General features: G+C 57.5%; 26 protein-coding genes. 5 read left to right on the top strand and 21 right to left on the bottom strand.

What is annotated here, in order from left to right:
* The first annotated feature begins 176 nt into the window (after positions 1 to 176).
* Together MUU51_RS14205 and gltP are read left to right on the top strand one after the other, a co-directional pair.
* Positions 177 to 1,532 carry an MFS transporter gene (locus tag MUU51_RS14205; RefSeq protein ID WP_159776702.1) on the top strand — a complete coding sequence of 452 codons (1,356 nt, stop codon included), beginning with the start codon at positions 177 to 179 and terminating at the stop codon, positions 1,530 to 1,532.
* Positions 1,533 to 2,013: 481 nt separating this feature from the next.
* Positions 2,014 to 3,327 (top strand): glutamate/aspartate:proton symporter GltP, encoded by a 1,314-nt coding sequence (gene gltP, locus MUU51_RS14200; RefSeq protein WP_258967974.1) that lies wholly within the window; start codon positions 2,014 to 2,016, stop codon positions 3,325 to 3,327.
* Between the two features lie 90 nt (positions 3,328 to 3,417).
* Here gltP and MUU51_RS14195 read toward each other — a convergent pair whose 3' ends face one another.
* Positions 3,418 to 4,089, bottom strand: a complete 672-nt coding sequence (locus MUU51_RS14195) for a tetratricopeptide repeat protein (protein WP_159776683.1) — start codon at positions 4,087 to 4,089, stop codon at positions 3,418 to 3,420.
* A 124-nt stretch (positions 4,090 to 4,213) separates the two neighbouring features.
* Entirely contained in the window at positions 4,214 to 6,361 is a 2,148-nt protein-coding gene (gene fdhF, locus MUU51_RS14190) for a formate dehydrogenase subunit alpha (protein WP_258967973.1), read from the bottom strand.
* 262 nt (positions 6,362 to 6,623) lie between these two features.
* On the opposite strand from fdhF, the gene MUU51_RS14185 reads away from it, so the two are divergent.
* Positions 6,624 to 7,382: a response regulator gene (locus tag MUU51_RS14185; protein WP_258967972.1), complete on the top strand. Its 759-nt coding sequence runs from the start codon at positions 6,624 to 6,626 to the stop codon at positions 7,380 to 7,382.
* 4 nt (positions 7,383 to 7,386) lie between these two features.
* Here the strand turns inward: MUU51_RS14185 and MUU51_RS14180 are convergent, their stop codons facing one another.
* The 6 genes from MUU51_RS14180 to MUU51_RS14155 form a co-directional block, all read right to left on the bottom strand.
* Positions 7,387 to 8,394, bottom strand: a complete 1,008-nt coding sequence (locus tag MUU51_RS14180) for a carbohydrate kinase family protein (protein ID WP_258967971.1) — start codon at positions 8,392 to 8,394, stop codon at positions 7,387 to 7,389.
* On the bottom strand, positions 8,394 to 9,254 hold the full coding sequence (locus tag MUU51_RS14175; RefSeq protein WP_159776686.1) for a ketose 1,6-bisphosphate aldolase: 861 nt from the start codon (positions 9,252 to 9,254) through the stop codon (positions 8,394 to 8,396). The genes MUU51_RS14180 and MUU51_RS14175 overlap by 1 nt, the downstream gene beginning before the upstream one ends.
* A gap of 11 nt (positions 9,255 to 9,265) precedes the next feature.
* On the bottom strand, positions 9,266 to 9,952 hold the full coding sequence (locus MUU51_RS14170) for a D-lyxose/D-mannose isomerase (protein ID WP_258967970.1): 687 nt from the start codon (positions 9,950 to 9,952) through the stop codon (positions 9,266 to 9,268).
* 120 nt (positions 9,953 to 10,072) lie between these two features.
* Positions 10,073 to 11,014, bottom strand: a complete 942-nt coding sequence (locus MUU51_RS14165; RefSeq protein ID WP_159776688.1) for an ABC transporter substrate-binding protein — start codon at positions 11,012 to 11,014, stop codon at positions 10,073 to 10,075.
* Positions 11,015 to 11,044: 30 nt separating this feature from the next.
* Positions 11,045 to 12,052 (bottom strand): ABC transporter permease subunit, encoded by a 1,008-nt coding sequence (locus MUU51_RS14160; RefSeq protein WP_159776689.1) that lies wholly within the window; start codon positions 12,050 to 12,052, stop codon positions 11,045 to 11,047.
* The gene (locus tag MUU51_RS14155; protein WP_159776690.1) at positions 12,049 to 13,569 is read right to left on the bottom strand and encodes a sugar ABC transporter ATP-binding protein; all 1,521 of its coding nucleotides are present in this window, start codon (positions 13,567 to 13,569) and stop codon (positions 12,049 to 12,051) included. Before MUU51_RS14155 ends, MUU51_RS14160 begins: the two co-directional genes overlap by 4 nt.
* A gap of 134 nt (positions 13,570 to 13,703) precedes the next feature.
* Between MUU51_RS14155 and MUU51_RS14150 the strand changes: the two genes are divergently transcribed.
* Positions 13,704 to 15,995 (top strand): hybrid sensor histidine kinase/response regulator, encoded by a 2,292-nt coding sequence (locus MUU51_RS14150; RefSeq protein WP_159776691.1) that lies wholly within the window; start codon positions 13,704 to 13,706, stop codon positions 15,993 to 15,995.
* A 69-nt stretch (positions 15,996 to 16,064) separates the two neighbouring features.
* Entirely contained in the window at positions 16,065 to 16,406 is a 342-nt protein-coding gene (yjdP, locus tag MUU51_RS14145; protein WP_258967969.1) for a DDRRRQL repeat protein YjdP, read from the top strand.
* On the opposite strand, the gene phnP is transcribed toward yjdP, so the two are convergent.
* From phnP to MUU51_RS14080, 13 genes are all read right to left on the bottom strand, one after another.
* Positions 16,403 to 17,161, bottom strand: coding sequence for a phosphonate metabolism protein PhnP (gene phnP / locus MUU51_RS14140; RefSeq protein WP_258967968.1), 759 nt, complete (start codon positions 17,159 to 17,161; stop codon positions 16,403 to 16,405). The genes yjdP and phnP overlap by 4 nt on opposite strands.
* A gap of 9 nt (positions 17,162 to 17,170) precedes the next feature.
* Entirely contained in the window at positions 17,171 to 17,602 is a 432-nt protein-coding gene (gene phnO / locus MUU51_RS14135; protein ID WP_159776694.1) for an aminoalkylphosphonate N-acetyltransferase, read from the bottom strand.
* Positions 17,592 to 18,158: a ribose 1,5-bisphosphokinase gene (gene phnN, locus MUU51_RS14130; protein WP_159776695.1), complete on the bottom strand. Its 567-nt coding sequence runs from the start codon at positions 18,156 to 18,158 to the stop codon at positions 17,592 to 17,594. The genes phnO and phnN overlap by 11 nt, the downstream gene beginning before the upstream one ends.
* Entirely contained in the window at positions 18,158 to 19,294 is a 1,137-nt protein-coding gene (gene phnM, locus MUU51_RS14125) for an alpha-D-ribose 1-methylphosphonate 5-triphosphate diphosphatase (protein WP_258967967.1), read from the bottom strand. Before phnM ends, phnN begins: the two co-directional genes overlap by 1 nt.
* Entirely contained in the window at positions 19,291 to 19,971 is a 681-nt protein-coding gene (phnL, locus tag MUU51_RS14120; RefSeq protein ID WP_159776697.1) for a phosphonate C-P lyase system protein PhnL, read from the bottom strand. The genes phnM and phnL overlap by 4 nt, the downstream gene beginning before the upstream one ends.
* Before the next feature lie 10 nt (positions 19,972 to 19,981).
* Positions 19,982 to 20,740: a phosphonate C-P lyase system protein PhnK gene (phnK, locus tag MUU51_RS14115; RefSeq protein WP_159776698.1), complete on the bottom strand. Its 759-nt coding sequence runs from the start codon at positions 20,738 to 20,740 to the stop codon at positions 19,982 to 19,984.
* A complete protein-coding gene (phnJ, locus tag MUU51_RS14110; RefSeq protein ID WP_133461422.1) occupies positions 20,737 to 21,582 on the bottom strand; it encodes an alpha-D-ribose 1-methylphosphonate 5-phosphate C-P-lyase PhnJ in 846 nt (281 codons plus the stop codon). The genes phnK and phnJ overlap by 4 nt, the downstream gene beginning before the upstream one ends.
* On the bottom strand, positions 21,575 to 22,639 hold the full coding sequence (locus MUU51_RS14105; protein WP_258967966.1) for a carbon-phosphorus lyase complex subunit: 1,065 nt from the start codon (positions 22,637 to 22,639) through the stop codon (positions 21,575 to 21,577). Before MUU51_RS14105 ends, phnJ begins: the two co-directional genes overlap by 8 nt.
* Positions 22,639 to 23,235 carry a phosphonate C-P lyase system protein PhnH gene (phnH, locus tag MUU51_RS14100; RefSeq protein WP_258967965.1) on the bottom strand — a complete coding sequence of 199 codons (597 nt, stop codon included), beginning with the start codon at positions 23,233 to 23,235 and terminating at the stop codon, positions 22,639 to 22,641. The genes MUU51_RS14105 and phnH overlap by 1 nt, the downstream gene beginning before the upstream one ends.
* Entirely contained in the window at positions 23,232 to 23,684 is a 453-nt protein-coding gene (gene phnG, locus MUU51_RS14095) for a phosphonate C-P lyase system protein PhnG (protein WP_258967964.1), read from the bottom strand. Before phnG ends, phnH begins: the two co-directional genes overlap by 4 nt.
* On the bottom strand, positions 23,685 to 24,410 hold the full coding sequence (gene phnF / locus MUU51_RS14090; RefSeq protein WP_258968001.1) for a phosphonate metabolism transcriptional regulator PhnF: 726 nt from the start codon (positions 24,408 to 24,410) through the stop codon (positions 23,685 to 23,687).
* 160 nt (positions 24,411 to 24,570) lie between these two features.
* Complete coding sequence (gene yjdN, locus MUU51_RS14085) at positions 24,571 to 25,005, bottom strand: VOC family metalloprotein YjdN (protein ID WP_258967963.1); 435 nt, start codon at positions 25,003 to 25,005, stop codon at positions 24,571 to 24,573.
* A 156-nt stretch (positions 25,006 to 25,161) separates the two neighbouring features.
* Complete coding sequence (locus MUU51_RS14080; protein WP_159759687.1) at positions 25,162 to 25,497, bottom strand: zinc ribbon domain-containing protein YjdM; 336 nt, start codon at positions 25,495 to 25,497, stop codon at positions 25,162 to 25,164.
* Positions 25,498 to 26,018 lie beyond the last annotated feature (521 nt).

Raw genomic sequence — 26,018 nt, 5'->3', positions numbered from 1 at the left:
TTACGCAGTTTTTTATGCTTAATTTATTATCCTGCGATATGAATTAAAAATTTAACTCCGCGGCTTTGCCTCTAGCATAGCATTTTCATGAAAATGTTACATAGAGGTTAAGTGTGAGTGGTGTTTTAGTTGCAGATCTCGATGGGGAAGCGCAGCAGCCTCTCCATGAAGAGGACCTGGCCGCAAGGATCGATGCTTTACCCGCTTCTGCCGGGTTATGGCGCTTTATCATCCTGCTGGCGTTAGGGGGATTTTTCGAGCTCTATGATCTTTTTCAAACAGGGTATATCAGCGCCGGGCTGGTGGCTGACGGAATTTTCCATAGCGGTTCACAAGGCATCTTCGGGATAGCGGACCAGGCGGCATTTGCTTCTGCAACGTTCCTGGGGTTATTTATCGGTGCCAGTGTGTTAAGCCCCTTTGCCGATAAGATTGGACGCCGGGCAACGTTTATGTACGCGTTGCTGTGGTATGGCGTGTTTTCGCTCGGTATGGCGTTTCAGCACCAGGCCGAATGGGTCATCTTCCTGCGCTTTATGGTCGGGGTCGGCCTGGGCATTGAACTGGTCACGATCGATACCTATTTGACGGAATGGGCGCCTGCTCATCTACGCACCCGGGCTTTTGCCTTTTCCTTCTTTATCCAGTTTCTGTCTGTTCCGGCGGTAGCATTAATGTCGTGGTGGCTGGTGCCGCAGACCTTTTTCGGGCTTAGCGGCTGGCGGTATGTGGTGATTATCGGCGCTGTCGCATCGTTGATTATCTGGCTGGTACGTAAAGGGTTGCCAGAGTCTCCGCGTTGGTTATTGCAGCAAAAACGCTATCAGGAAGCGCGCCAGGTTGTTCAGGAGATGGAACAACGCTGCGGTATGGGTGAGATGCCTGATTTCCCGGTACGCGACATCGCGCCGACTGACCTTCCGCCAGCGAAAGGAACCTTTAAGGATATCTGGTCTCCACGTTATCGCGGCCGCACGCTGATGCTGACGGTGATGAACTTCTTTCAGGCGATCGGATTTTTTGGCTTTGGTAACTGGCTGCCGGCGCTGCTGTCGGGTAAAGGTGCCTCGTTTACCCATAGCTTGCTGTATGCGTTCTTTATTACCCTGGCTTACCCGCTGGGGTCCCTGATTTGCAGTCGCTACGCCGATAAGATGGAAAACAAGTGGCAAATCGTTCTCTCCTGCCTGACCACCGTTATCTTCGGTTCGCTGTTTGCCATTCAGAATAACCCCGTGTGGCTGATTTTATGTGGCTTCTTCATTACCTGGTCGAATGCATGGCTGACCTACAGCTACCACTCTTATCAGTCTGAAGTGTTCCCGACCTACATCCGTGCTCGCGCGGTGGGTTTCTGCTACTCATTCAGCCGGCTGTCGACGGTATTCAGCAGTATTATTATCGGGCTTATCCTGCAATATAGCGGTTCGCTGGGGGTTATCGCGTTTATCGTGGTGAGCATGTTAATTGTGATGTTCACGATTGGAGTCTTTGGTCCCGCTACACGTGGCATCGATTTGGAGGATATCTGATCGATGGCGGTAACGTCCCAAAGAAAAACAGCCTGATTCGGTATTGAAAATGCAATGGCAGGGCTCGCGAAAGAGGCTGCCATTGCCACTTCTGCTCGCCAGCCATTGCTCTTAGGGGCATCTCTCTCAACGTTTCATGCTCCTGCATTCTGAATCGCCGCCAGAGGCTGTTTTTGGCGTATAAAAATTCACCAAACAAATCTTTGAAAATAAATAATAACCATGATGAATTTATATATTTTTCGACTAAAAAAAGTTTTCTATAACAAAAGGTTATTTAAGGTAACTAGCCTTAACGCCTACCGGTCACACTTTTATCAGCCTAACGTCCTGTTCTTAAAGGCTTGCGCAGTATGCCGTGCAGGTGGTACTGATATGCCGCGTTATAATTCGTCTTAAATTAAACAACACAAATCATCTCCCGTTTCAGTGGGAAACATGCGTTACAAAATGTCTCCCTGCGTTGAGGAAGTCTGTAGTTATGAAAAAAGCGAAAGTCAGCCTGGCCTGGCAAATACTGCTGGCGTTAGTGCTGGGTATTCTTCTGGGTAGTTATCTTCATTATCAAAGTGATAGCCGTGAATGGCTGATTACCAACCTATTATCACCTGCCGGTGATATCTTCATCCATCTGATCAAAATGATTGTGGTACCGATTGTGATTTCGACGCTGGTTGTCGGGATTGCAGGCGTAGGCGATGCCAAGTCGCTGGGCCGTATCGGTGCGAAAACCATTATCTATTTCGAAATCATCACTACTATCGCCATCGTGCTGGGTATTACGCTGGCGAACGTCTTCCAGCCGGGGTCAGGCATTGATATGTCGACCCTCGCAACGGTGGATATTTCGAAATACCAGAGTACTGCGACCGATGTACAAAGCCACGCGCATGGCCTGATGGGCACGATCCTGTCGTTGGTGCCGACCAATATTTTCGCCTCGATGGCGAAAGGCGACATGCTGCCGATTATCTTCTTCTCGGTGCTGTTTGGTCTGGGGCTGTCATCGCTGCCATCTGCGCATCGCGAACCGCTGGTCACGGTGTTCCGTTCGGTTTCCGAAACGATGTTCAAAGTGACGCACATGGTGATGCGCTATGCGCCAGTCGGCGTGTTCGCGCTGATTTCCGTCACCGTCGCCAACTTTGGTTTCGCCTCCCTGTGGCCGCTCGCCAAGCTGGTCATTCTGGTATATGTCGCCATTGTATTCTTCGCGCTGGTGGTTCTGGGTACGGTCGCGAAAATGTGTGGGTTGAGCATCTGGATCCTGATTCGTATCCTGAAAGACGAGCTGATTCTGGCGTACTCCACGGCGAGTTCCGAAAGTGTGCTGCCGCGAATTATCGAGAAGATGGAAGCCTATGGTGCGCCAGCGTCGATCACCAGTTTCGTGGTGCCGACCGGCTACTCCTTTAACCTTGATGGTTCGACGCTGTACCAAAGTATCGCGGCGATTTTCATCGCTCAGCTGTACGGCATTGACCTGTCCATCGGCCAGGAAATCATTCTGGTGCTGACCTTAATGGTGACCTCGAAAGGGATCGCGGGCGTGCCCGGGGTATCGTTCGTGGTGCTGCTGGCAACGCTCGGAAGCGTGGGTATTCCGCTGGAAGGGCTGGCGTTTATCGCAGGCGTAGACCGTATCCTCGACATGGCGCGTACCGCGCTGAACGTGGTGGGTAACGCGCTGGCGGTGCTGGTGATTTCAAAGTGGGAACACAAATTTGACCGCAAAAAAGCGCAGGCTTATGAGCGTGAAATGCTGGGAATATTTGATAAGACCGCCAGCCGTTAAACCCCTGTTTGCCCGATGGCGCTTACGCTTATCGGGCCTACAAAACGCAAAATCACACAGGCCCGGCAAGCATCGCGCTGCCGGGCGGTATTATTCGCCGCTCAATGCATCAAGCTCTTCGCATCCCGAATCATTTCCTTCCAGACAGCTGACGTTAAACCAGTTCAGCGCCTTCTGTTTATTCGGCTTGATGAAGCCTTTTTCCCCTTCGCGGAATATCATGGCCGCCCAGTATTCGGCATAGCCGGAACGCGAGAGCGTCGAGCTGCGTTTAAACCAGAAGGTCGCTTTGACGTCATCTTCCGGTACTTCGCCGCCGTTGGCGTAAATCAGCCCCAGCAGCATTTGTGCGTCGACCGCGGTGTCGCTATCGATATCTTCCGCCACTTTTTGCAGCAGGGATATTGCGCGCGGGTAATCGGTTTTACCCGCCTGAGTGTTCAGCAGCATGTGGGCGAGGGTGATTTCCCCGTTAGTGCTGCCCGCCAGCGTCGCCTGTTCGGCCAGCTTACGCGCGTTGGGCAGGCTTGTTTTCATCATCATTTGCGCCAGCAATGCAACGGCGTCCGGCTCACCAGCCTGCGCCGCTTTTTCAGCCCAATAGCGAGCATGCGGTTCATCACCGGAACTGTAATACGTATCAGCCAGATAATACTGGGCGCGTTTGTCGCCCGCTTCGGCCTGCTCTTTGTACCGGGTGCCGATTTCGTCGGCGTGCGCCAGTAAAGGGAGCAACAATAACCAGCCACAGCGCTTAATCATTCTTTTTCTTCCGCATGCAAGGAGCCGCAGTATAAAGGGCGCCGCAAGAGAATTAAATGGGGCAAGAAGTGTAAAAAAAGGGATGAAAATCTTCACCCCCACAATGACGCGTTCATAACGCGCATCAGCCCTGAGCACTCTCACGTAACCGGGACTTCAGCTTATTATATTCGTCAATAACGTACTGTTCAGCGCTGTGCTGGTCGGCAATGCTTTCCACCCGAACGGCGCAGTATTTATACTCCGGCGTTTTGGTTATCGGGCTTAGGTTCTCCGTCACCAGCTCATTACAGGCGCCGATCCACCACTGATAGGTCATGTAAACCGCCCCGACATTCGGGCGATCGCTGACCTGCGCGCGGGTAATGATTTTACCTTTGCGCGAATACACCCACACCAGCGCTTCGTTCTCAATTCCGAGCCTTGCCGCGTCAGCGGTATTGATTTGCGCGTAGCCCGGTTCATCGGCAAGCGCCGCCAGCGCGGCACAGTTACCGGTCATCGAACGACAGGAGTAGTGGCCGACTTCACGCACGGTGGAGAGCACCAGCGGATACTCTTCGGTGAGTTTATCGATAGGCGCGACCCAATCGCAGGTGAAGAACTGCGCCAGACCGTTCGGCGTATCGAACTTCTCCGCGAACAGGTACGACGTACCCTGATCGGCGTCTGACTCATCGCTGCACGGCCACATCACATAGCCCAGCTCACCCATTTTTTCGTAAGTGGCCCCGGTAAAGCTCGGACACAGATGACGCAACTCATCCCAGATTTCCTGAGTGTTGTTGTAGTGCATCGGATAGCCCATCCGGGTGGCGATTTCGCTGATGATTTGCCAGTCGGTTTTCAGGTCCCACTGCGGTTCAACCGCTTTGAAGAAGCGCTGGAAGCCACGGTCTGCGGCGGTATAAACGCCTTCGTGTTCGCCCCAGGAGGTGGACGGCAAAATGACGTCGGCCGCCGAGGCGGTTTTGGTCATAAAGATGTCCTGCACGATAACCAGCTCGAGGTCTTCAAACCCTTTGCGCACCGCAGAAAGCTCGGCGTCAGTTTGCAGCGGATCTTCGCCCATAATATAGGCCGCGCGCACTTCGCCATGCGCCGCACGATGCGGCAGCTCGCTGATGCGATAGCCGGTGTGCGCAGGCAGACTTTCCACGCCCCAGGCTTTGGCGAATTTCTCGCGGTTGGCCGGATTGTTGATGTACTGATAACCCGGATAGGTATCCGGCAACGCGCCCATATCACAGGCACCCTGCACGTTGTTCTGCCCACGCACCGGGTTGACGCCGACGCTCGGACGGCCCAGGTTGCCGGTCAGCATTGCCAGGCTTGTCAGCGAACGCACCGTTTCCACACCTTGATAGAACTGGGTCACGCCCATGCCCCACAGAATGGCGGCGGATTTTGCGCCGGCGTACATCCGCGCGCACTGGCGAATTTCCTGCGCGCTGACGCCGGTGATTTCTTCAACCGATTCCGGCGTATAGCCTTCAACGATTTTGCGATAATCTTCAAAACCCTCAGTACGGCTGGCGACAAACGCCGTGTCGTAGAGATTTTCTTCGATGATCACGTGGCCAATGGCGTTGAGCAGCGCGATGTTCGAGCCGTTTTTCAACGCAATATGCATATCGGCAATGCGCGCGGTTTCAATTTTGCGCGGATCGCAGACGATAATCTTCGCCCCATTGCGTTTGGCGTTAATCACGTGATTCGCAACAATTGGGTGTGAATCTGCCGGGTTGTACCCGAAGATAAACACTAAATCCGTGTCATCAATCTCTGTGATGGCATTGCTCATGGCGCCATTACCGACCGATTGGTGCAGACCTGCAACCGAAGGGCCGTGTCAGACGCGAGCGCAGCAGTCGACGTTATTGGTGCCAATAACGGCGCGCGCAAATTTTTGCATCACATAGTTGGTTTCATTGCCTGTTCCGCGCGACGAACCGGTGGTCTGGATAGCATCCGGGCCGTATTTGGCTTTGATGGCGCTCAGGCGGTCGGCGACATAATTCAGCGCCTCGTCCCAGGATACGGATTCCAGTTTGCCGCCACGCTGGCGACGGATCATCGGGATTTTCAGGCGTGGGGTGAGGATTTGGGTATCGTTGATAAAATCCCAACCGTAGAACCCTTTCAGGCACAGCGTGCCCTGGTTGGTTTTCCCCTGCGCCGCTTCCGCCCGGATTATTTTGCCGTTATCTACCACCAGGTTTATCTTGCAGCCCGATGCGCAGTAAGGGCAAACCGTGACGACTTTTTTCATCGGTTTCGCTCCAGTTTAACAGTCGCATAAATGCGTTCAGCGCTCCTTAATGCAGGTTTTATGCCACTCTTTATTGTATGGGTATTGGCGGGTTTTAGCGTGGGCGCAGCTGACGAAAAAGGGCGGCTCGTCAGTTTTGACGTGTCGAAAGCCGTTGGGATGTGACAGCGGTTATAAATTCGTCACCCGGCGCTCGAATTGGCTGGAGCGCGCCCCAGAATCATCCAGACTTACTCCATGGCGTTCAGAGCAGGGGCTGATGATGAAACCGGTCATACTGGTGATTGACGACGACACGGCAATCTGCGAACTCCTTCGGGATGTGCTCGCCGAGCATGTGTTTGACGTGGTGGTGTGCCATTTGGGTCAGCAGGGCGTAGCGACGGTGGCGCAGCGGCCAGATATCGCGCTGGTGCTGCTCGACATGATGCTGCCAGATATCAACGGCCTGCAGGTGCTGATGCAGGTGCAGAAAATCCGCCCGGCGCTACCGGTGGTGATGCTCACCGGAATGGGCAGCGAGTCTGACGTGGTGGTCGGGCTGGAAATGGGCGCCGATGACTATATCGGCAAACCGTTTAACCCGCGAATTGTTGTGGCGCGCCTGAAAGCGGTATTACGCCGCAGCGGCGCGCTGGCGGTGGATGTGCGCAGCGGGCAGAGCGGTGGGATCAGCTTTAACGGCTGGCGGCTCGACACCGAGCGTTGCGAGTTGTTCGACCCCACGCAAAACGCGGTGGCGCTGACCCAAGGTGAATATGGATTGCTGTTGGCGCTGGCGCAAAACGCCCGGCGCGTGCTCAGCCGGGAACAGCTGCTGGAGCTGACCCACAGCGAAAGCACCGAGGTGTTTGACCGGACGATAGACGTGCTGATCATGCGCCTGCGCCGCAAAATTGAAATCAATCCGCACCAGCCGACGCTGATCAAAACCCTGCGCGGGCTGGGCTATGTTTTTGCCGCTGATGTAACAGAGGCTTGCGCAGGCCCGTGCAAGCACAGCGCCGCCGGGCAATACTGACCCGTTACACGCTGTTTTCACTGATAAACAGCTGTAACTCATCGAGGCTTTTCGCTCCGTCAATCGCATTGGCGCACAGCAGGCTGGCGCGTGCGCAGGCGTGGGCCAGCAGCACGCTTTGGCGCAGCGTCCAGCCTTCGTGACAGCCGTACAGGAACCCGGCACAAAAGGCATCACCCGCGCCAACGCTGCCGATAATCTCGTTCTGCGCCAACGGCCAGGACGGCACCCATTCGCCCGGCTCGCCAGGCGCTTCGCACCACGCGCCTTCAGGGCAGTGGATAACCACCCGCTGTTTCACGCCCGCCGCTAGCAGCAGCGCCGCAGCCTGGGCGATGTTGTCGATGATGGGCTCACCGTTTTCGATGCGGATCGGCAGCTCGCTAAACTCCCCGGCTTCCAGTTCGTTAATCACTAAGTAATCGAGATAGGCCAGCGCCGGACGCACCAACGGCTGATAGCGTGGGTCGCCTTTGCGTGACACCAAATCCAGCGATGTTTCGTAGCCTTTCTCGCGCATCTGCGCCAGCAGTCGCGCGGCCCGCGTGCCGTACTCTTTGTCCGCCAGATCCAGACTATCGAGCAGCAACAAATAGCCGAGATGGAAGATCTTCATCGATCCTTCCAGCCGATCAAAGGCCGGAAGATCCAACAGCCGGTTCGCGCCGGGAGAATGGAAAAAGGTGCGTTGCCCGTCGGGATCGGTCATCACCTGAGACATCGAGGTCGGCGCAAACGAAGTGCGCTGCACGTGCTGACGATTGACGTGATACTGATCGAGCATCGCCATGATGTAATCGCCGTCCGCGTCTTCACCAATCAGCCCCACCGCCTGCAACGGCATATGGTTGCGCATTTTCGCCAGTGTCAGCAGCACGTTCAGCGGTGCGCCGCCGGTTGAACGTTCGCTGTGAGTGATCTCCGCCAGCCAGCCGCGCTCCGGCCACTGCACAATGCGATGCACGTGATCGACCAGCATATTTCCGGCAGCGATAATGCCCTGGCGTTCCATTACACTTTCCCCGCGCTGGAGAAAATCCGCATCTGCTCGGCAACGGTGTCGGTAATGGCGGTTTCGATACCCAGCAGCAGTTCGGCAAACTCATCATAAATCGGCTGACGCTGCGCCATGCGCTGCTCAACTGCGCCCAGCGCCGCCTGCGACATGCCGGTGTAGAAATTGATTTTGTGAATACCAAGCTCAATGGCGCGACGGAAATCCGTATCGCTAATGCCCGACCCGCCGTGCAGCACCAGCGGTAAACCCGTTTGTTGGCGAATAGCGTCGAGGCGCGCGAAATCGAGTTTCGGCTCGCCTTTGTATTTGCCGTGCGCGTTGCCGATGGCGACGGCTAGCGCATCAATGCCGGTTCTGTCGACAAACTCGCGGGCCAGTTCCGGGTCGGTGAAGAAGGCTTCATCGGCGTGACCGTACAATGCGCCGCCCTCATCACCGCCGACCGCGCCGAGTTCCGCTTCCACCGAAACGCCCACCGCGTGGCACATTTTCACCACTTCTCGGGTCTGGCGGATGTTTTCGTCGTAGTCGAGGGTCGAGCCATCAAACATCACCGAGCTGAAGCCAAGGCGCAGAGCGCGCACCACCGCCTCAAAATGCAGGCCGTGATCGAGATTCAGGACTACCGGAATGTCGTGCCGTGCAGCCTCAAAACGCACTGCCTCCACCAGCGATTCCAGCGACAGGTATTTGAAATGGACTTCGGCGATATTGATGATGAACGGCGAGCGTTCCTGTTCGGCGGCGGCAAACAGCGCCCGCAGGAAGTGCGAATCGAGCACGTTAAACGCGCCCAGCGCGTAGCGGTGTTCCCGGGCGTGGGCCAGTCCTTCGGCAAGAGAAATCATCGGCATAGCGTTCTCCTTCAGCAGCGATTCAGGCGGTATTCGTTGCACAGCACCAGATGGGCCGGCTCGTCTTCTTCAATGTTGTTATAGCGGTCGAGGGGCGTCAGGAAGTGGTTATCATGTTCGTCATCGTTCACCGTCGACACTTCGCCCACCAGCACGTCACCAAAGCCCGGCTCACCCCAGAAGCTGTGATACAGCCCCGGCGGCAGGCAAATACTTTCGCCCGGCGCTAAGCGCAGCTGACTGCCTGCGGTGTGGGTCTGACGACAGCCGTCGAGCGTCACCGTCACCTCTGTGTTGTCGGTTTGTTCAAGGGCGTCTGCGTTCCACAGCTCGACAATCAGATTGCCGCCGCCGCGATTGATAATGTCTTCCCGCTTGCGCCAGTGAAAATGCATCGGCGTCACCTGCCCGTCGCGCACGTGCATGATTTTTTCAGCATAGCTCTTTTCGTAGGGCATACCGTTGGGCGAGCCGTTACGCAGCGTAAAAAGGGTCAGCCCTTGGGCGAGAAAATCGTTGCCACCAAAAGAGGTGACGTCCCAGCCAAGTCTGAGGGCAAACACTTCGTGCCAGGTATCGGGGTCGAGCTGCTGCCATTGTGTCGGAGGAAAGCTGGCGAACGGCGGGAGATGCACGTCGTGCATGGAGAAAAATTGCCGGGTATGGCCGAGTATGTTGTTAATTTCGGAGCGTTTCATTTCACCTCCTGAAGGGAGAGGCTGCGGCCTTATTGTCGGGTGGCGCCACGCTTACCCGACCTACAATTCCGGTAGGTCTGATAAGCGTAGCGACATCAGGCATTGTCTGGCGCAGAGGAATTACTTAACCGTCCAGCCCTTATACGTCCCGATATTTTTCTTGTCGATCATCGTCACCGGAATCAACACCGGTTCAGTTGGCGCGGGTTTGCCCTGCAAAATGTCATAACCAATTTCCACCGCTTTCGCCGCCATGACCTGCGGATCCTGGGCAGGCGTTGCCACAAACAGTGAATTTTGGCGCTTCAGCGCTTCTTCCCCGTCCGGTGAACCATCCACGCCAACGATAAAGAACTCTTTACGTTGCGCCTGTTTCGCTGCCAGATCGGCCCCGATCGCCGTCGGATCGTTAATCGCAAATACCCCATCGATCTTCGGATTCGCCGCCAGCAGCGACGTCATCACCTCCAGCCCGCCTTCGCGACTGCCTTTGGCGTTCTGGTTATCAGACAGCACTTTGATATCCGGGTGCTTTTTGAATTCAGACTGACAGCCTTCGACGCGGTTTTGCACCGCAGACACCGGCGGTCCGTTGATGATGACCACATTGCCTTTACCGTTCAGGCGATCGGTGATGTATTTACAGGCCATCGCACCCGCCTGGGTGTTATCGGAAGTGATGGTCGCATCGGCTCCCACGGCCGCCACGTCAACCGCCACCACCACAATCCCGGCCTCTTTCGCGCGCTTCACCGCCGGGCCAATGCCCTTCGAATCGGCGGCGTTGAGGATAATCATATCGACCTTGGCGGCGATAAAATTATCAATCTGCGATACCTGCTGACCCAGATCGTAGCCGCTGGAAACCAGCGTCACTTTGACGTTATCTCCGGCGAGCTTGCGGGCTTCCAGCTCAGCCCCTTTGGTGATTTGCACGAAGAACGGGTTGGCGAGGTCGCCCACCGTCACGCCGATAGATTTCAGCTCTTTAGCCTGCACAAACGGCGCGGCGGCGAGCAGGGAGCCTGCACAGAGTGCGATGGCAATTGGCTTCAAACGCATGTTGTTTTCCTCACAGGTAAGATGTTGTTGTTATGCACTTTGATGGTGTCGGGTACGGTATTTGTCGATCAGAACCGCAATGATGATCACCGCCCCTTTGATCACCAGTTGCCAGAAATAGGAGACGCCCATCAGCGTCATGCCGTTGTTGAGGGTGGCGATGATAAGCGCCCCCACCAGCGTCCCGGTGATGGTGCCGATGCCGCCGACGAAGCTTGTCCCGCCGAGGATAACGGCGGCGATGGCGTCCAGCTCATAGCCCATGCCGAGATTGCCGTTGGCGCTGTACAGCCGCGAAGCGCTCATCACCCCGCCAAGCCCCGACAGCAGGCCGCTCATGCCATACACGAATAGCAAAACCAGCCACACCTTGATGCCGGTCAGGCGCGCCGCCTGCATATTGCCGCCGACCGCGTAGATATGAACCCCAAGCGTGGTGCGGCGCAGAATGAACCAGCACACCACGATAACCGCCAGCGCAATGACCACCAGCCACGGGATCGGCCCGAGGTAGTTGTTGCCTATCCATTCAAAACTGATGTCGGAGTTAATCACCGTGGTGCCATCAGCCAGTAAGTACGCCACGCCGCGTAGCGCCGTATAGGTGCCGAGCGTGACGATAAAGGGCGGTAGTCCGGCAAACGCCACCAGCGCGCCGTTGAACAGCCCGAGGATCAGCCCCAGCATCAGCGCCGCCGGAATGGACAGCAGAGCGAATTGCGGAATGAGCGACACCACCATCGCTGCCACCGCCGTGGTGCCGAGAATCGAGCCTACAGAGAGGTCTATCCCGCCGGTCAAAATGATGAATGTCATCCCTGCCGCCAGCACGATGTTGATCGACGCCTGGCGGGTAATGTTCAGCAGATTGCTTTCGGTGAAGAAGTTCGGCGTGATGAAGCCAAATACCGCCACAATCAAGATCAGGATCGGCAAGATCCCCACGGTTTGCATCAGATCGCCCATCAGCATTTTTCGGGCGGACGCCTTAGCAACTTGCTGCGGCGAGGGCACGGAATGTTCTTTTTGCGTGGTCATGGTTGCACCGCCTGGTGATGGGATTCGTTTACGCCGGTCGCCAGCGTCATAATATTTTCCTGGGTGATGTCATGCTCCAGCAGCTCCCCGGCAATGCTGCCTTCGCGCATCACGTAGACCCGGTCGCTCATGCCGACGATTTCTGGCAATTCGCTGGAAATCATCAGGATCGCCACGCCCTGGCGCGCCATCTGATTCATGATGCGATAGATTTCACTTTTGGCCCCGACGTCTACGCCGCGCGTGGGTTCATCGAGGATCAGAATGCGCGGGCCAATCGACACCCAGCGGGAAATCAGCAGTTTTTGCTGATTGCCACCGGACAAACCGCCCGCGCGCACCTGGGAATGCGGCACGCGGATATTCAGCAGCTTGATGGCATCGTCAGAAATAGTCTGGGCTTTTTTACGGTCAAGCATTCCGTAGTGCGAGTCACGTTCTAGCGTCGCCATGGTGATGTTTTCCTGCGCCGCCAGTTCGAGGAATAAGCCCTGCTCTTTGCGGTTTTCCGTTAAAAAACCGATGCCTAAATCTATGGCTTCCCGTGGGGAATGAATCAGCACCGATTCGCCGTCCACTTCAATCACCCCGCCGGTGGCCTTGCGCACGCCGAAAATCAGCTGCGCCAGCTCGGAACGCCCGGCCCCGACCAGCCCCGCCAGCCCGACGATTTCGCCCGAACGTACCAGCAGACTGCACGGTTGCACTTTGCCGCCGTCGGTCAGGTGGTGAACGTTCAGACGCGGCTGGCCGTGAGGGATATCGCGCTCTTTGTTGAACAAATCGCTTAACGGGCGGCCAACCATCATCCGCACCAGCTCGGAGGCGTTGAGCTTGTCGCGGATCAGGCTGCCGACGTACTGCCCGTCGCGCAGCACGCTGACGCGGTCGGACAGCTCGTACACCTCCGCCATGCGATGGCTGATGTAGATAATCGCCATCCCTTCGTCGCGCAGGCGCAGGATCAGCTCAAACAAGCGCTGGGTTTCACGGGAGGAGAGGGCAGCGGTGGGTTCATCCATCACCAGAATACGGCTGTTGCGATGCAGCGCGCGGGCGATTTCGACCTGCTGCTGTTCGGCGATGGTGAGCTTCATTACCCGGTCGGTGGCTTTGAACTGCGCCCCGAGGCGGTTAATCACTTCCTGCGCCTGAAGCACCATGGTTTTGCGCTGTACCAGGCCGCCGCGCGACAGTTCGCTGCCGAGGAAAATGTTTTCGGCGACGGTGAGATTGGGCGCAAGCTGCATCTCCTGATAAATCAGGGTGATACCTGCGGCCAGGGCGTCTTTCGGACCTTTGATGGTATGGGGTTTGCCGTCAATCAGGATCTCACCGCTGGTGGCGGTATAGGCGCCAGCAAGAATTTTCATCAGCGTGCTTTTTCCGGCGCCATTTTCCCCCATCAGCGCGTGGATTTCTCCGGGAAAGACCGTCAGGTCGACCCCTTTCAGCGCATAAAACTTGCCAAAGGCCTTGGCGATGTTGTGCATCTCCAGCACCGGCGTCTGACTCATGGCTGCACTCCTGAGGATGGTCGATATCAGCAGTCCATCACAGGAAAGTAAATGCAAAATGTCAGAGGCCGTTCATATTTGTCATAGTGATAAAAATGTGGCGAAACTTTGACGCCTCTCACGCCGGAGCCACTATGCCAATACGCCGTCCCTCGTTTTTCGCCAGCGCGCGCGGCCGCCTGCTGTTTTTCAATTTGCTGGTGGTGGCGGTCACGCTGATGGTGAGCGCGGCGGCGGTGCTCGGTTTTCGTCACGCCAGCCAGATCCAGGAACAGGTGCAGCAGCAGACCTTTGACGACATGACCGGCAGCATGAATCTGGCGCGTGACACCGCCAACGTCGCCACTGCCGCGGTCCGGCTATCGCAGGTCGTCGGCGCGCTTGAATACAAAGGCGAGGCCGAACGTTTACAGGCGACACAAAAGGCGCTGAAGCATTCGCTCGATCAACTGGCCACCGCGCCGCTGGCGCAGCGTGAACCGGAACTGGTGCAGCGCATTATCCAGCGCAGTAACGAACTCCAGCAAAGCGTGGCGGGCATGTTGCAGCGCGGGCAGCAGCGTCATCTGGAGCGCAACGCGCTGCTCAGCTCGCTGTATCAAAATCAGAGCTACCTGCGCCACTTACAGGAGATAAACCGGCGTCAGGGAGAAGGCTCGCTGGATGGACGTCTGCTGCTGGAAATGGACCGGCTGATGACCGCGGCGATTGAAACGTCGACGCCGCGCTCGATGGTACGCCAGATTGACGTCGTGATGCACGGGCTGCCAACGGAAAATGCGGATCCGACAATCGCTTTCATATTGCCGGATTTCAATGCAGAACTGCGCAAACTCGCCCCGCTTTCCCGAAGTCTGGAGCAAAGCGATTTGGCGATCAGCTGGTACATGTTCCACATTAAGGCGCTGGTGGCGATCCTCAACGGCGATATTAATCAATACGTGGCGCAGGTGGCGCAGGCGTCCGAGCAGCGGGTGGCGCAAAGTCATCGTGAGCTGGGGTCGATTATCGACTTAATTCTCAGCTTCGCCCTGCTGGCGCTGGTGATCACGGGGTTTGCGGGCTGGTATATCTATCGCAATCTCGGCTGGAACCTGACCGCTATTTCTGACGCGATGTCGCGGCTGGCGCATGGCGAACAGGACGTCTCAGTTCCTGCATTGCAGCGACGCGATGAGCTGGGGGAACTGGCTCGCGCGTTCAGCGTTTTTGCGCGTAATAAATCGACGCTGGAGCACACCACCCGGCTGTTGAAAGAAAACACCACGCAGCTGGAAACCGGCCGAATCGAGCGACAGGGGCTGGAAGAGGCGCTGCTGCACAGCCAGAAAATGAAAGCCGTTGGGCAGCTGACGGGCGGTCTGGCTCATGATTTCAACAACCTGCTGGCGGTGATCATCGGCAGTCTCGAGCTCGTCAAACCGAATGAGGCCGATGCACCGCGAATTTCCAGAGCGCTGCAGGCCGCCGAGCGCGGGGCGCTGCTGACTCAGCGTTTGCTGGCGTTCTCGCGCAAACAGTCGCTGCACCCGCACGCGGTGGAGATGAAAGGCCTGCTGGAAAACCTCGGCGAACTGATGCGCCACTCGCTGCCCGCCACGCTAACGCTTGAAATAGAGGCGCAAACCCCGGCGTGGTCGGCGTGGATAGACGTCGGGCAGCTCGAAAACGCCATCATTAACATGGTGATGAACGCCCGCGATGCGATGGAAGGCCAGGCTGGCGTCATCAAAATTCGTACCTGGAATCAGCGGGTGAACCGCAGCGACGGGCGCAAACAGGACATGGTGGCGCTGGAGGTTATCGACCATGGCAGTGGCATGTCGCAGGCGGTAAAAGCCCAGGTGTTCGAACCTTTCTTCACCACCAAGCAGACCGGCAGCGGCTCCGGGCTGGGCCTGTCGATGGTGTACGGTTTTGTGCGCCAGTCCGGCGGGCGGGTGGAAATCGAAAGTGCGCCAGGGCAAGGCACCACAGTCCGGCTGCAGTTGCCGCGTTCAATTTTGCAGGCGGTTGAGCGTGCAGATGAAAGCGTGGTCGACGATGAAATGCCCGCCGAACGGCTGGCACTGGTGCTCGAAGACGAAGCCGACGTGCGCCAGACCTTGTGCGAACAGCTGCACCAGCTGGGCTGGTTAACGCTGGAGGCAAGCCGTGGCGAACAGGCGATTGCGATGCTGGATGCATCGGAAGATATCGCGATGCTGGTCAGTGATTTGATGCTGCCGGGCAGGCTCAGCGGCGCGGACGTGGTCAATCACGCCCGTACGCACCATCCGCGGGTGGCGGTGCTGATTACCAGCGGCCAGGATTTACGTCCAGCACATAACCCACAGCTGCCGGACGTCGTACTGCTGCGCAAACCCTTTACCCGAGCGCAGCTCGCGCAGGCGCTGAGGCAGGCTCAGGCAGAGCGGTGCAATTGAGATTCCTCCGCTACCCGGCACTGTTCGCGTTGATTACGCTGAAGTCAGTTCAACCCAGAGTCTGACCCGATGAAAAGACCCGCAACGGCGCTGCTGTTTGGCACGCTCACCTTGGCAAGCCAGCTGGCTCATGCCGATATTATTGATGACGCGATTGGCAATGTTCAGCAGGCCATCAGCGATGCGTATAAGCCGAATAACGATAACGTCTACCATGACGACCGCGACGATAATGATGACAATGCCGACAATCGCCGGCAGGACAGCGACCGCGATCGGCAGTATGACGACCGTTATCGTCAGCTCGAAGACCGCCGCCGTCAGTTAGACGACAGGCAGCGCCAGCTCGACCAGGAACGCCATCAGCTTGACGACGAAGAGAGCCGACTGCGCAACGAGTACGATCGCTAATCCAGCACGATCTCCATTCCGTCATACCCGGCTTCAACGCCTTCCGGCAGCGGGTTGTTCATCATCCACGCATCAAAATGATGACTGATATGCGTCAGGATGACGCGCGGACAGCGCAAGACCGCGTTGATCGCCAGCACCGTATTCAGATCGCAATGATTGCGCGGCGGCTCGGCTTTTGGCGCGTGGCTACAGTCGATGATCATCACCTGCGAATGGTTGTTCAGCAGAAATTTCAGCGTCTTATCTGGCAGTCCGGCGGTATCGGACAGCCATGCCACCCGGCTGTGGGCGGATTCCAGCAGATAACCGAAGGTCAGCTTTGAATGGGTGAGCGGCAGCGGCGTAACCTGCAAACCCTGCAATTCAAACACCACAAACGGCTCAACGGTATGGCTGAAATCGAGCAGGCCGGGGTGTTTGAATAAATCATCGCAGCCCTGTTCATCCGGCGGGCCGTAAACCGGGATCGTGTCCCCCACGCCCCAGCGCAGCGGGAACAGGCCTTGCACGTGATCCATATGATAGTGGGTGAGTAAAAACTGCTGAAAACTGCCCGCCGGGTAGTGGTCCATCAGGTCAGGAATGCCTGCGTCCAGCAGCGTCAGCGCGTCGTTGTAGCGCACTTCACCGCTGCACGGACGACGGCGGTGGGTGTCGTCCTGGCGGGCACGACGACACGCCGCGCAGTCGCAGCCAAACACCGGCACCAGCTGTGCCCCGCCGGTGCCGGTTAAGCGTAGGGTCAGGCTCATGGTCGACTCCTACAGCGTTTTTTTGAAACGGAAATGGCTCTGCTGATAGCCTTCGCGCAGGTAAAAGCGGTGCGCGTCGGTGCGAACTTTGCCGCTCGACAGTTCCATCAGGCTCGCGCCGCGCTGGCGGACTTCCTCTTCCGCCCAGTTCAGCAGCTGCTGGCCGATGTTCAGGCCGCGCATCTGCGGCAGAATAACCAGCTCCTGAATTTCGCCAATCCAGCAGTTGAGGTTCAGCGGAAACATCATTTGCAGGCCAATCAGCCCCACGATTTCGTCGTTCACCAGCGCCAGCTGATAGCGCTGGCTCGGGTTATTCAGATTCGCGGCAAAGCCCGCCGCGAAGGTCTGTCGGTCGTACTCTTTCTGTTTAAGCTCGCAGATAAGCCCGTATACCGCGTCGGTGTCAGCGGGCGTGGCGGGGCGAAGTTCACAGGGCATGTTGGCTCTCTTTCTGGTTACCGTGGGCGCGGATCAGGCGCATGAAGGTTTCCACAGACTGTAGCAGACTGCCGTCGTTGTTCAGCATCAAACAGTCGCTGAGGGGATAACGCGCAGCCCTGCCCAGGCGCAGGGCAATCTCGTTTTCCGTTTCACGCCCGCGCTGCTCGAGGCGCTGGCGCAGTACGTCCGGAGAAACCTGCAAACATACCGGCAGCAGCGCGTCGGCGTAGCGTGCTTTGGCCTGAGCCAGATGCGCGCGTGAACCGTTGACTACCACGTCAAATCCGGCGTGCAGCCAGATGTCGATTTCAATGCCGACGCCGTAGTACAGTGCGTTGGCGTGCCAGCTCAGGGCGAACAGCTGGCGTTCCGCGCGGGTGAAAAACTCGTGTTCGCTGAGCGCAATATGGTTTTCACTCCCGGCGTTGGCCGGGCGGGTGATGTAGCGGTGCGCGACCAGCATTTGCGTGTGCTCCCGCTGGCGAAGTGCTGCCAGCAGGCTGTCCTTCCCGGACCCGGACGGGCCAACCAACCAGATAAGCCGTCCCGTCATCAGAAGACCCTCTTGCCCTGGCGCCACACGTGGTCGATATGCACGTGTTCGCCTTTGCGGTGCGCCAGCACCAGGTCCGCGCGTTTACCCTCAGCGATGATGCCGCGGTCAGACAAGTTCAGCGCCCGCGCCGGGTTGCGCGTCACAAGATGCATGGCCTGCGCCAGGCTGTAGGCGTTGCGCTCGTCGTCAGCGATCCGGAAGGCCGCATCAAGCAGGCTGGCCGGGTAATAATCCGAGGAGAGAATATCCAGCAGCCCGCGTGAGGCGAGGTCATGGGCCGCGACGTTGCCGGAGTGCGAACCGCCGCGCACGATGTTCGGCGCGCCCATCAGCACGTTCATCCCGTGCTGGCGTGAGGACTCAGCGGCCTCGAACGTGGTGGGAAATTCGGCGATCACGCTGCCAATATCAAACGATTCGACCACATGTTCATGTGTGGCATCATCATGACTTGCCAGCGCAATATTGCGCGTGCGGCAGACCTGTGAAATCGCCATCCGGTTTGGCTGTGACCATTCGGCGGCAAGCTCAAGCTGCTCTTCTTCAAATTTGTCCATTTGCTCGTTGGTCAGATGGTATTTGCCCTGATAGTAATCGCGATATTTTGAGCGGTCGGCGTACTGACGCTGGCCCGGTGAGTGGTCCATCAAGGACACCAGCGATACCAGTTCGCGGTCGACCAGCTTTTCGAATAGCGGCAGGGTGGTGAAGTGCGGCAGCTCGCAGCGCAGGTGCAGACGGTGCTCGGCGCGGTTGAGGCCGCGTTTCTGCGTGTCTTCCACGGCGTTGATCATCTTCTCTAAGTTTTCCAGACGATCGCCGCCGTCGCGCACATCGCCGATGGCGACGGCGTCCAGCACCGTAGTGATCCCGCTCGCCACCATCAGCGCATCGTGGCTGCTCATGGCGGAATGCGCAGGCCAGTCCACTTTCGGGCGCGGGGTGAAAAATTTATCCAGATTATCGGTGTGTAGCTCAATCAGCCCCGGCAGCAGCCAGCCGCCTTCGCCGTCCATTGCCTGCGGGCTTTGGCTCTGGGTTTCGGCAAATGTGCGGATAACGCCGTCCTGCACGTCGACCGAGCCGTGAACCACTTCATTTTCGAGCACTAATTTCACGTTGTTGATAATCATGCTGCGGCTCCCATTGGGTGCAGACGGTCGGCGACGCGATTACGCACCGCTTCATCATGGAAAATGCCGACGATGGCCGCGCCACGCGCTTTGGCTTCGTCGATAAGCTCAACCACGGCGGCGCTGTTTTTGTCATCCAGCGAGGCGGTGGGTTCGTCGAGCAGCAGAATGGGGTAGTCGACCACGAAGCCGCGGGCGATGTTGACGCGCTGCTGTTCGCCGCCGGAAAACGTCGACGGCGCGAGATGCCACAGGCGTTCCGGTACGTTGAGGCGCGTCAACAGGCTGGAGGCTTTGGTGCGGCAATCTTCTTTTGAAACGCCGAGATCCAGCAGCGGCTGCATCACCACGTCGAGGGCGGAAATACGTGGGATAACGCGCAGGAACTGGCTGACCCAGCCGATGGTGCCTTTGCGCACTTCCAGCACTTTGCGCGCCGGGGCGGTGACGAGATCGACCCACTCATCGCCGTGTTTGATGTGGATATGCCCTTCATCCGGCAAATAGTTAGCGTACAGCGAGCGCAGCAACGTCGATTTTCCGCTGCCTGAATGGCCGTGCAGCACCACGCATTCACCGGCGTTGACCGTCAGTTCTGCTTTGTACAACACCGGCAGATTGATGCCGTTCTGGTGATGCAGGACGAAAGTTTTACTCAGGTTTTCAACGCGAATCATAATCAGATCCTTAATTCTGCAAAACGGAGGAAACCAGCAGCTGGGTGTACGGATGAAGCGGGTCGTCGAGCACGCGGTCGGTTAATCCACTTTCCACCACCCGGCCCTCTTTCATCACCATCAGACGGTCCGCCAGCAGGCGAGCGACGCCCAAATCATGGGTAACTATCACCACCGCCAGATCCAGTTCCACCACCAGGCCGCGCAGCAGGTCGAGCAAACGCGCCTGCACGGACACATCCAGGCCGCCGGTCGGCTCGTCCATAAACACCAGCTTCGGGTGCGTCACCAGGTTGCGGGCGATTTGCAGGCGCTGCTGCATGCCGCCGGAAAAGGTGGTCGGCAGCTCATCAATGCGCGACGGTGGAATTTCCACCGCCTCCAGCCATTGCGCGGCGGTTTGACGGATGTTGCCGTAATGGCGCCCCCCGGTGGCCATCAGCCGTTCGCCGATGTTGCCCCCCGCCGATACCTGACGACGCAGGCCGTCCATCGGATGCTGATGCACCACGCCCCATTCGGTGCGCAGCAGGCGGCGGCGCTCGCCTTCCGACATACCGTACAGCGACTGGTTTTCGTAAATCACGTCACCCTGCTGCGGCGAAAGGCGTGCGGAAATCGACTTCAGCAGCGTGGTTTTGCCGGAGCCGGATTCCCCGACGATGCCCAGCACTTCGCCCGGCCACAGGTCGAACGACACGTCGCTGAAGCCTTTGCCCGGCGCATAAAGATGGGTCAGGTTATTGACCGAAAGTAACGGCTGATTCATTGGCTTAACGCCTCGCTCTGTTGGCGGCAGTAATCGGTATCGGAGCAGACAAACATCCGTTTGCCGGTGTCATCGAGCACCACTTCGTCGAGATAGCTGTGGCGCGAACCGCAGATGGCGCAGGGCTCATCCCAGGCCTGAACCGTGAACGGGTGATCGTCGAAATCGAGGCTTTCCACTTTGGTGTACGGCGGCACGGCGTAGATACGTTTTTCACGTCCGGCCCCGAACAACTGCAGCGCAGGCATCCTGTCCATTTTCGGGTTATCGAATTTCGGGATAGGTGAGGGATCCATCACGTAGCGATCGTTGACCTTAACCGGATAGGCGTAGGTGGTGGCGATATGGCCGAAACGGGCGATGTCTTCGTACAGTTTCACCTGCATTACGCCGTACTCTTCCAGCGCGTGCATGGTGCGGGTTTCGGTTTCGCGCGGCTCGATAAAGCGCAGCGGTTCCGGGATCGGCACCTGGAAGATCAGGATCTGATCTTCGGTCAGCGGCGTTTCTGGGATCCGGTGGCGGGTCTGGATCAGCGTCGCGTCTTCGGTTTTTTCGGTGGTGTTCACCCCAGTGACGCGTTTGAAGAAGTTGCGAATCGACACGGCGTTGGTGGTGTCGTCGGCGCCCTGGTCAATCACTTTCAGCACATCTGCCTCGCCGATCACGCTGGCGGTGAGCTGAATGCCGCCGGTGCCCCAGCCGTACGGCATCGGCATTTCACGCCCGCCGAACGGCACCTGATAGCCGGGGATCGCGACGGCTTTCAGAATGGCGCGGCGGATCATGCGCTTGGTCTGTTCGTCGAGATACGCGAAGTTATAACCGCTGAGATTAGCCACGATGGCGCTCCTGTTGCAGGCGTTTGAGCAGTTCCAGTTCGGCCTGGAAATCGACGTAGTGAGGCAGTTTGAGGTGCGAGACGAACCCGGCGGCTTCGACGTTATCGGCGTGGGCCAGCACGAATTCTTCGTCCTGCGCGGGGCCTGCGATGTGTTCGTCGTAGTCCGGGGCTTGCAGTGCGCGGTCCATCAACGCCATCGCCATCGCTTTGCGTTCGCTGAGGCCAAACACCAGGCCGTAGCCGCGGGTGAAGTGCGGGGCCTGCTCGTCTGGCGCGACAAAACCGTTAACCATTTCGCATTCGGTCATCAGCAGTTCGCCGACGTTCACCGCAAATCCTAACTCTTCCGGCACGATTTCCACATCAATGTGGCCGCTGCGGATTTCCCCGGCAAACGGGTGATTGCGCCCATAACCGCGCTGCGTGGAGTAGGCCATCGCCAGCAGATAGCCTTCGTCGCCGCGCATCAGCTGTTGTAAACGTGAAGCGCGGGAGCACGGATATACCGAGGGCGTGCGGGTGATGTCGTCCGGCGTTTCACCGGCATCTTCCTCCACCTTCGCCAGTCCCTGGCGAGTCAGCAGGCTGAACACATGCGGTGACGCGGCGGGTTGCTCTACGCTTGTGGCAACCTGTGGCGTCTCACCGTTGGCGAGCAGCGTGAAATCGAGCAGACGGTGGGTGTAATCGTACGTCGGGCCGAGCAGCTGGCCGCCGGGCACGTCTTTATAGACCGCTGAGATCCGGCGTTCGAGGCGCATTTCTGCGGTGTTAATCGGTTCGCTCACCGCCAGACGTGGCAGGGTGGTGCGATAGGCGCGCAGCAGGAAAATGGCTTCGACGTTGTCGCCGCTGGCCTGTTTCAGCGCCAGGGCCGCCAGCTCGCGGTCGGCAATGCCGCCTTCGGTCATCACGCGGTCGACGGCGAGATTCAGCTGTTGTTCAATTTGCGCGACGCTAAGCTCGGGCAGCTGTGCATTGCCGCGGCGCTTTTGTTCCTGTAGGGCGTGTGCGGCATCGATGGCCTTTTCGCCCCCTTTGACGGCGACGTACATCAGCACACCTCCACGTGAGTGGTGCGCGGAATAGCCAGCAGGCGTTCGCCGCAGGTCAGGATCAGGTCCACGCCCAGCGGGAACGGGTGCGGGCGTTCGGTCAATTCGTGAAGAATGCATTCCGGCAGCTGCGGGGCAATCATCCGTTCTTCGTTGATCCCGGCCCCGGTCAGGCGCAGCATCCGGCCCCCGCTCAGGCTGCTGAGCTGCACAATCAGCGTGGCGCTGGTTTCCGGTGCAATCGCGCTGCCCGCCGACAGGGCGTTCAGCTGTTCGGCGCTGATCGACGCGTCGGTGACGGCAAACAGCGCGTGCTGTGGCTGTTCGACCAGTGGCGCATTGATGTGAAAACGCAGGTTCTGGCGTGCGATGTCGTTATCAACGGAGGCCGACAGCCACACTGGCGTATCGTTATCCGCCAGAGTCAGCAGCACGCTGGTGGTCGCCGGGGAGAGCGGCTGCCAGCCGTGTTTATGCTGATGCAGCGAGACAATCACGCCCGGCTCGCTCATGGCTTTCAGCAGACGCCGGAAACTGTGCTGGGCATCCTGCACCGGATGAGGAAAAGCGGTCTTGAGTTCTGAAGTAAGGGTCATGCGTTGTCTCCACGCACTAAGGTAAAGAAGTCCACCCGGCTGGCGTTCACTTCGGCGTGGCGCGCGGCAATGCGGGCCTCACGATCGGCTTCCAGCGGGGCAATCAGGGTTTCCATCAGGGTCTGAAAATGGGCCTGGGTTTGCAGCAAGGCGTCGATCGCCGCGCAGCGTTCGGCGTGGGTTTTATCGCGGCCCAGCACCCAACTGTAGCCCAGCGTGCCGTCGTTCAGTCGTACGGTGGCGCGGGTCAGGGTGGCGTCTCCGGCGAAGAATCGTGAACCGGTCGCGCCCATCCGGGCCTGGATTTGCACCAGGCCGCTTTCTGGCGTGCGGAGGATTTCATATTCCGGCGAGAGCTTCAGGGCCTGCATACGGGTGGCAAGTTCGGCCGGCTGACTGTGGGCCAGCGCCGACATCCAGCGCTGACGGGTGGCGGTATCGAAAGGCATTCAATGCTCCATTGTGAATTCAATCATGTCGGCGCGGGTCAGGCTGACGGAGTATTCCGCCGCGTTAACGTCGCCTTCACGATGGTTCAGGGTGCGCACGCAAAGCAGCGGCGCCATGTTCGGGATTTCCAGCACCTTGCTCTCTTTGGCCTGAGCACGGCGGGCGCCTACCCGTGTTTGCGTGCGAGTCAGTTCGAGGGCCAGTTCTTCACGCAGGAAATCGTGCAGCGAACCGCAGTTGAAACGCTGAAGCGTGGGCCAGAAACGCATATCGGAAAAGTAGTGATCGATGATGCACAGCGCGACGCCGTTGACGCGGCGCAGGGTGCGCAGGTGGATGACGTTGTCGCCCTCCTGAATACCCAGTGCATCGGCCACGTGACCCGAGGCCGGGCGCAGTACCGAGAGCAGTTTTTCGCTGGTCGGGTGGCTGCCCTGGTCGAGCAGATTCTGGCTGAAGCGGGCCTGAGCGTTGAGCGGGTAGTCAAACGGGCGCATCAGCACCAGCACGCCAATGCCCTGACGACGCTGCACCCAGCCTTTTTCCACCAGTTGATCGATGGCGCGGCGCAGGGTGTGACGATTAACGTCAAAGCGGGCGGCAAGCTGATGTTCAGCGGGAAGGTAGTCGCCGCAGCGATACTGGTTACGTAGCTCCTGCTCAAGCAGGGCGGCAATTTCCTCGTAACGCGTTGGGTAACTGGTCGGATGTCTGGACAAGTGCATCATAAGGAACACCTCTTCAACGTCACTTTCGCGGATGAGTGAAAATATGCCGATAGGGTGACGCGAAAATATGACACTCCGGTTAAGGTGCGGTGACTGAACGATGAAGAGTTGAAGTAGGGCGTATGACAGGGCGGGGCGGGCCGCCCTGGGGGGGAGATTACTGCGGTTGTTTGACGACGTTGATCATCCACGGCACGCCGAATTTATCGGTGACTTTGCCGAATCCGTGGGCCCAGAACGTTTCCTGCCAGTCCATTTCAATCATGCCGCCCTCGGCGAGGGCATCGAACCAGCCTTTCCCTTCGTTGACATCCTGGGTGTCGAGCACCAGCGTAAAACCGGAATAGCTGACGCTGCCGGTCATCCCGTCGCTCATCATTATCTCGCTGCCCGCAATGCGGACGTTAGAGTGGGCGATGGCATCAGGTGGAAAAGCCATGCCGGAGGGGCAGACTTCTTCGCTGTTCTGATCGGATTTTGGCATTTCGCCGAAGGTGATTTTGTAGCCCAGTTCAGCGTTTAATGCCTGCTGATAAAAAGCATGGGCCTCGGCGCAGTTGCCGGAAAAAGAGATGTAGGGATTTAACGGCATAACCATAACCTCGGGTAAAGGGGGACCCGATAACTATAGTTACCTTGCGTTAATATAACCAGGCGGTAGGTTTTTGCCCGATGGCGCTGATGCTTATCGGGCCTACGAAGGTATAGGCCTGGCAAGCAGAGCGCCGTCGGGCGATTTGGCGCGGGATCAGTTCTTTTTCACGAACTCAGATTTCAGCTTCATTGGGCCAAAACCGTCAATTTTGCAGTCGATGTTGTGATCGCCTTCAACGAGGCGGATATTCTTCACTTTGGTGCCGATTTTCAGCATCGAAGAGCTGCCCTTAACCTTCAGATCTTTCACCACGGTCACACTGTCGCCGTCGACCAGTAGGTTGCCGTTGGCATCTTTAACGATAAGCTCGTCACCGTCGTTAGAAGGCTCTGCGTCGTTCCACTCGTGGGCGCACTCAGGGCAGATGAACATGCCGCTGTCTTCATAGGTGTATTCGGAATTGCATTTTGGGCAGTGTGGCAGAGACATAGTAACCTCGTAATAATTGAAAATGCGCCACAGACCGTGCAAACTGCCGCTGAGCGCTAAAAGTATGACTCATTATATCGCATGTCCTTACGGTTGTCGGGACTATTTATCCCCCAGCCTGTACCGCTTACGTTAAGCTGTTCAATTTTTTATGTTTCGAAATTGCCGAGTAATGTTGTTTGCGTTATGTTGAGGATCGTATTTCTGATTATTACTAAGAACCTATCCCATTAGGGCTATTTTGCTTGCCATTTTGAACCTGGCAGTGCTCGAAATCCTCACGTACTACGTGTACGCTCCGGTTTCTCCGCGCTGTCCGTGTTCAAACTGTCTGCGCCAATAACGCCTACTGGGATAGGTTCCAGGCGCTAACTTATTTACTCTATTCCGACAGGAAATTTATATGCAATATATCCTGTTGAATGCTGTTTATGGCGTTAATCTGTATATCTCCTGGGTTTCTTACGTACTGCGTTTTCTTTCGTCGTACGGATAATTATATAAAAAATAAAACCCGGATA

This window comes from Scandinavium manionii (assembly GCF_024764775.1).
Lineage (GTDB): Bacteria > Pseudomonadota > Gammaproteobacteria > Enterobacterales > Enterobacteriaceae > Scandinavium > Scandinavium manionii.
Note: the sequence above shows the minus strand (reverse complement) of the source record. Positions and strands in the feature narration are given on the sequence as shown.

Excerpts from the sequence above, each read along its gene's own strand:
- gltP (WP_258967974.1), top strand. The coding sequence starts at position 2,014 with ATGAAAAAAGCGAAAGTCAGCCTGGCCTGGCAAATACTGCTGGCGTTA.
- MUU51_RS14195 (WP_159776683.1), bottom strand. The coding sequence starts at position 4,089 with ATGATTAAGCGCTGTGGCTGGTTATTGTTGCTCCCTTTACTGGCGCAC.
- MUU51_RS14185 (WP_258967972.1), top strand. The coding sequence starts at position 6,624 with ATGAAACCGGTCATACTGGTGATTGACGACGACACGGCAATCTGCGAA.
- MUU51_RS14180 (WP_258967971.1), bottom strand. The coding sequence starts at position 8,394 with ATGGAACGCCAGGGCATTATCGCTGCCGGAAATATGCTGGTCGATCAC.
- MUU51_RS14175 (WP_159776686.1), bottom strand. The coding sequence starts at position 9,254 with ATGCCGATGATTTCTCTTGCCGAAGGACTGGCCCACGCCCGGGAACAC.
- MUU51_RS14170 (WP_258967970.1), bottom strand. The coding sequence starts at position 9,952 with ATGAAACGCTCCGAAATTAACAACATACTCGGCCATACCCGGCAATTT.
- MUU51_RS14165 (WP_159776688.1), bottom strand. The coding sequence starts at position 11,014 with ATGCGTTTGAAGCCAATTGCCATCGCACTCTGTGCAGGCTCCCTGCTC.
- MUU51_RS14160 (WP_159776689.1), bottom strand. The coding sequence starts at position 12,052 with ATGACCACGCAAAAAGAACATTCCGTGCCCTCGCCGCAGCAAGTTGCT.
- MUU51_RS14155 (WP_159776690.1), bottom strand. The coding sequence starts at position 13,569 with ATGAGTCAGACGCCGGTGCTGGAGATGCACAACATCGCCAAGGCCTTT.
- MUU51_RS14150 (WP_159776691.1), top strand. The coding sequence starts at position 13,704 with ATGCCAATACGCCGTCCCTCGTTTTTCGCCAGCGCGCGCGGCCGCCTG.
- yjdP (WP_258967969.1), top strand. The coding sequence starts at position 16,065 with ATGAAAAGACCCGCAACGGCGCTGCTGTTTGGCACGCTCACCTTGGCA.
- phnP (WP_258967968.1), bottom strand. The coding sequence starts at position 17,161 with ATGAGCCTGACCCTACGCTTAACCGGCACCGGCGGGGCACAGCTGGTG.
- phnO (WP_159776694.1), bottom strand. The coding sequence starts at position 17,602 with ATGCCCTGTGAACTTCGCCCCGCCACGCCCGCTGACACCGACGCGGTA.
- phnN (WP_159776695.1), bottom strand. The coding sequence starts at position 18,158 with ATGACGGGACGGCTTATCTGGTTGGTTGGCCCGTCCGGGTCCGGGAAG.
- phnM (WP_258967967.1), bottom strand. The coding sequence starts at position 19,294 with ATGATTATCAACAACGTGAAATTAGTGCTCGAAAATGAAGTGGTTCAC.
- phnL (WP_159776697.1), bottom strand. The coding sequence starts at position 19,971 with ATGATTCGCGTTGAAAACCTGAGTAAAACTTTCGTCCTGCATCACCAG.
- phnK (WP_159776698.1), bottom strand. The coding sequence starts at position 20,740 with ATGAATCAGCCGTTACTTTCGGTCAATAACCTGACCCATCTTTATGCG.
- MUU51_RS14105 (WP_258967966.1), bottom strand. The coding sequence starts at position 22,639 with ATGTACGTCGCCGTCAAAGGGGGCGAAAAGGCCATCGATGCCGCACAC.
- phnH (WP_258967965.1), bottom strand. The coding sequence starts at position 23,235 with ATGACCCTTACTTCAGAACTCAAGACCGCTTTTCCTCATCCGGTGCAG.
- phnG (WP_258967964.1), bottom strand. The coding sequence starts at position 23,684 with ATGCCTTTCGATACCGCCACCCGTCAGCGCTGGATGTCGGCGCTGGCC.
- phnF (WP_258968001.1), bottom strand. The coding sequence starts at position 24,410 with ATGCACTTGTCCAGACATCCGACCAGTTACCCAACGCGTTACGAGGAA.
- yjdN (WP_258967963.1), bottom strand. The coding sequence starts at position 25,005 with ATGCCGTTAAATCCCTACATCTCTTTTTCCGGCAACTGCGCCGAGGCC.
- MUU51_RS14080 (WP_159759687.1), bottom strand. The coding sequence starts at position 25,497 with ATGTCTCTGCCACACTGCCCAAAATGCAATTCCGAATACACCTATGAA.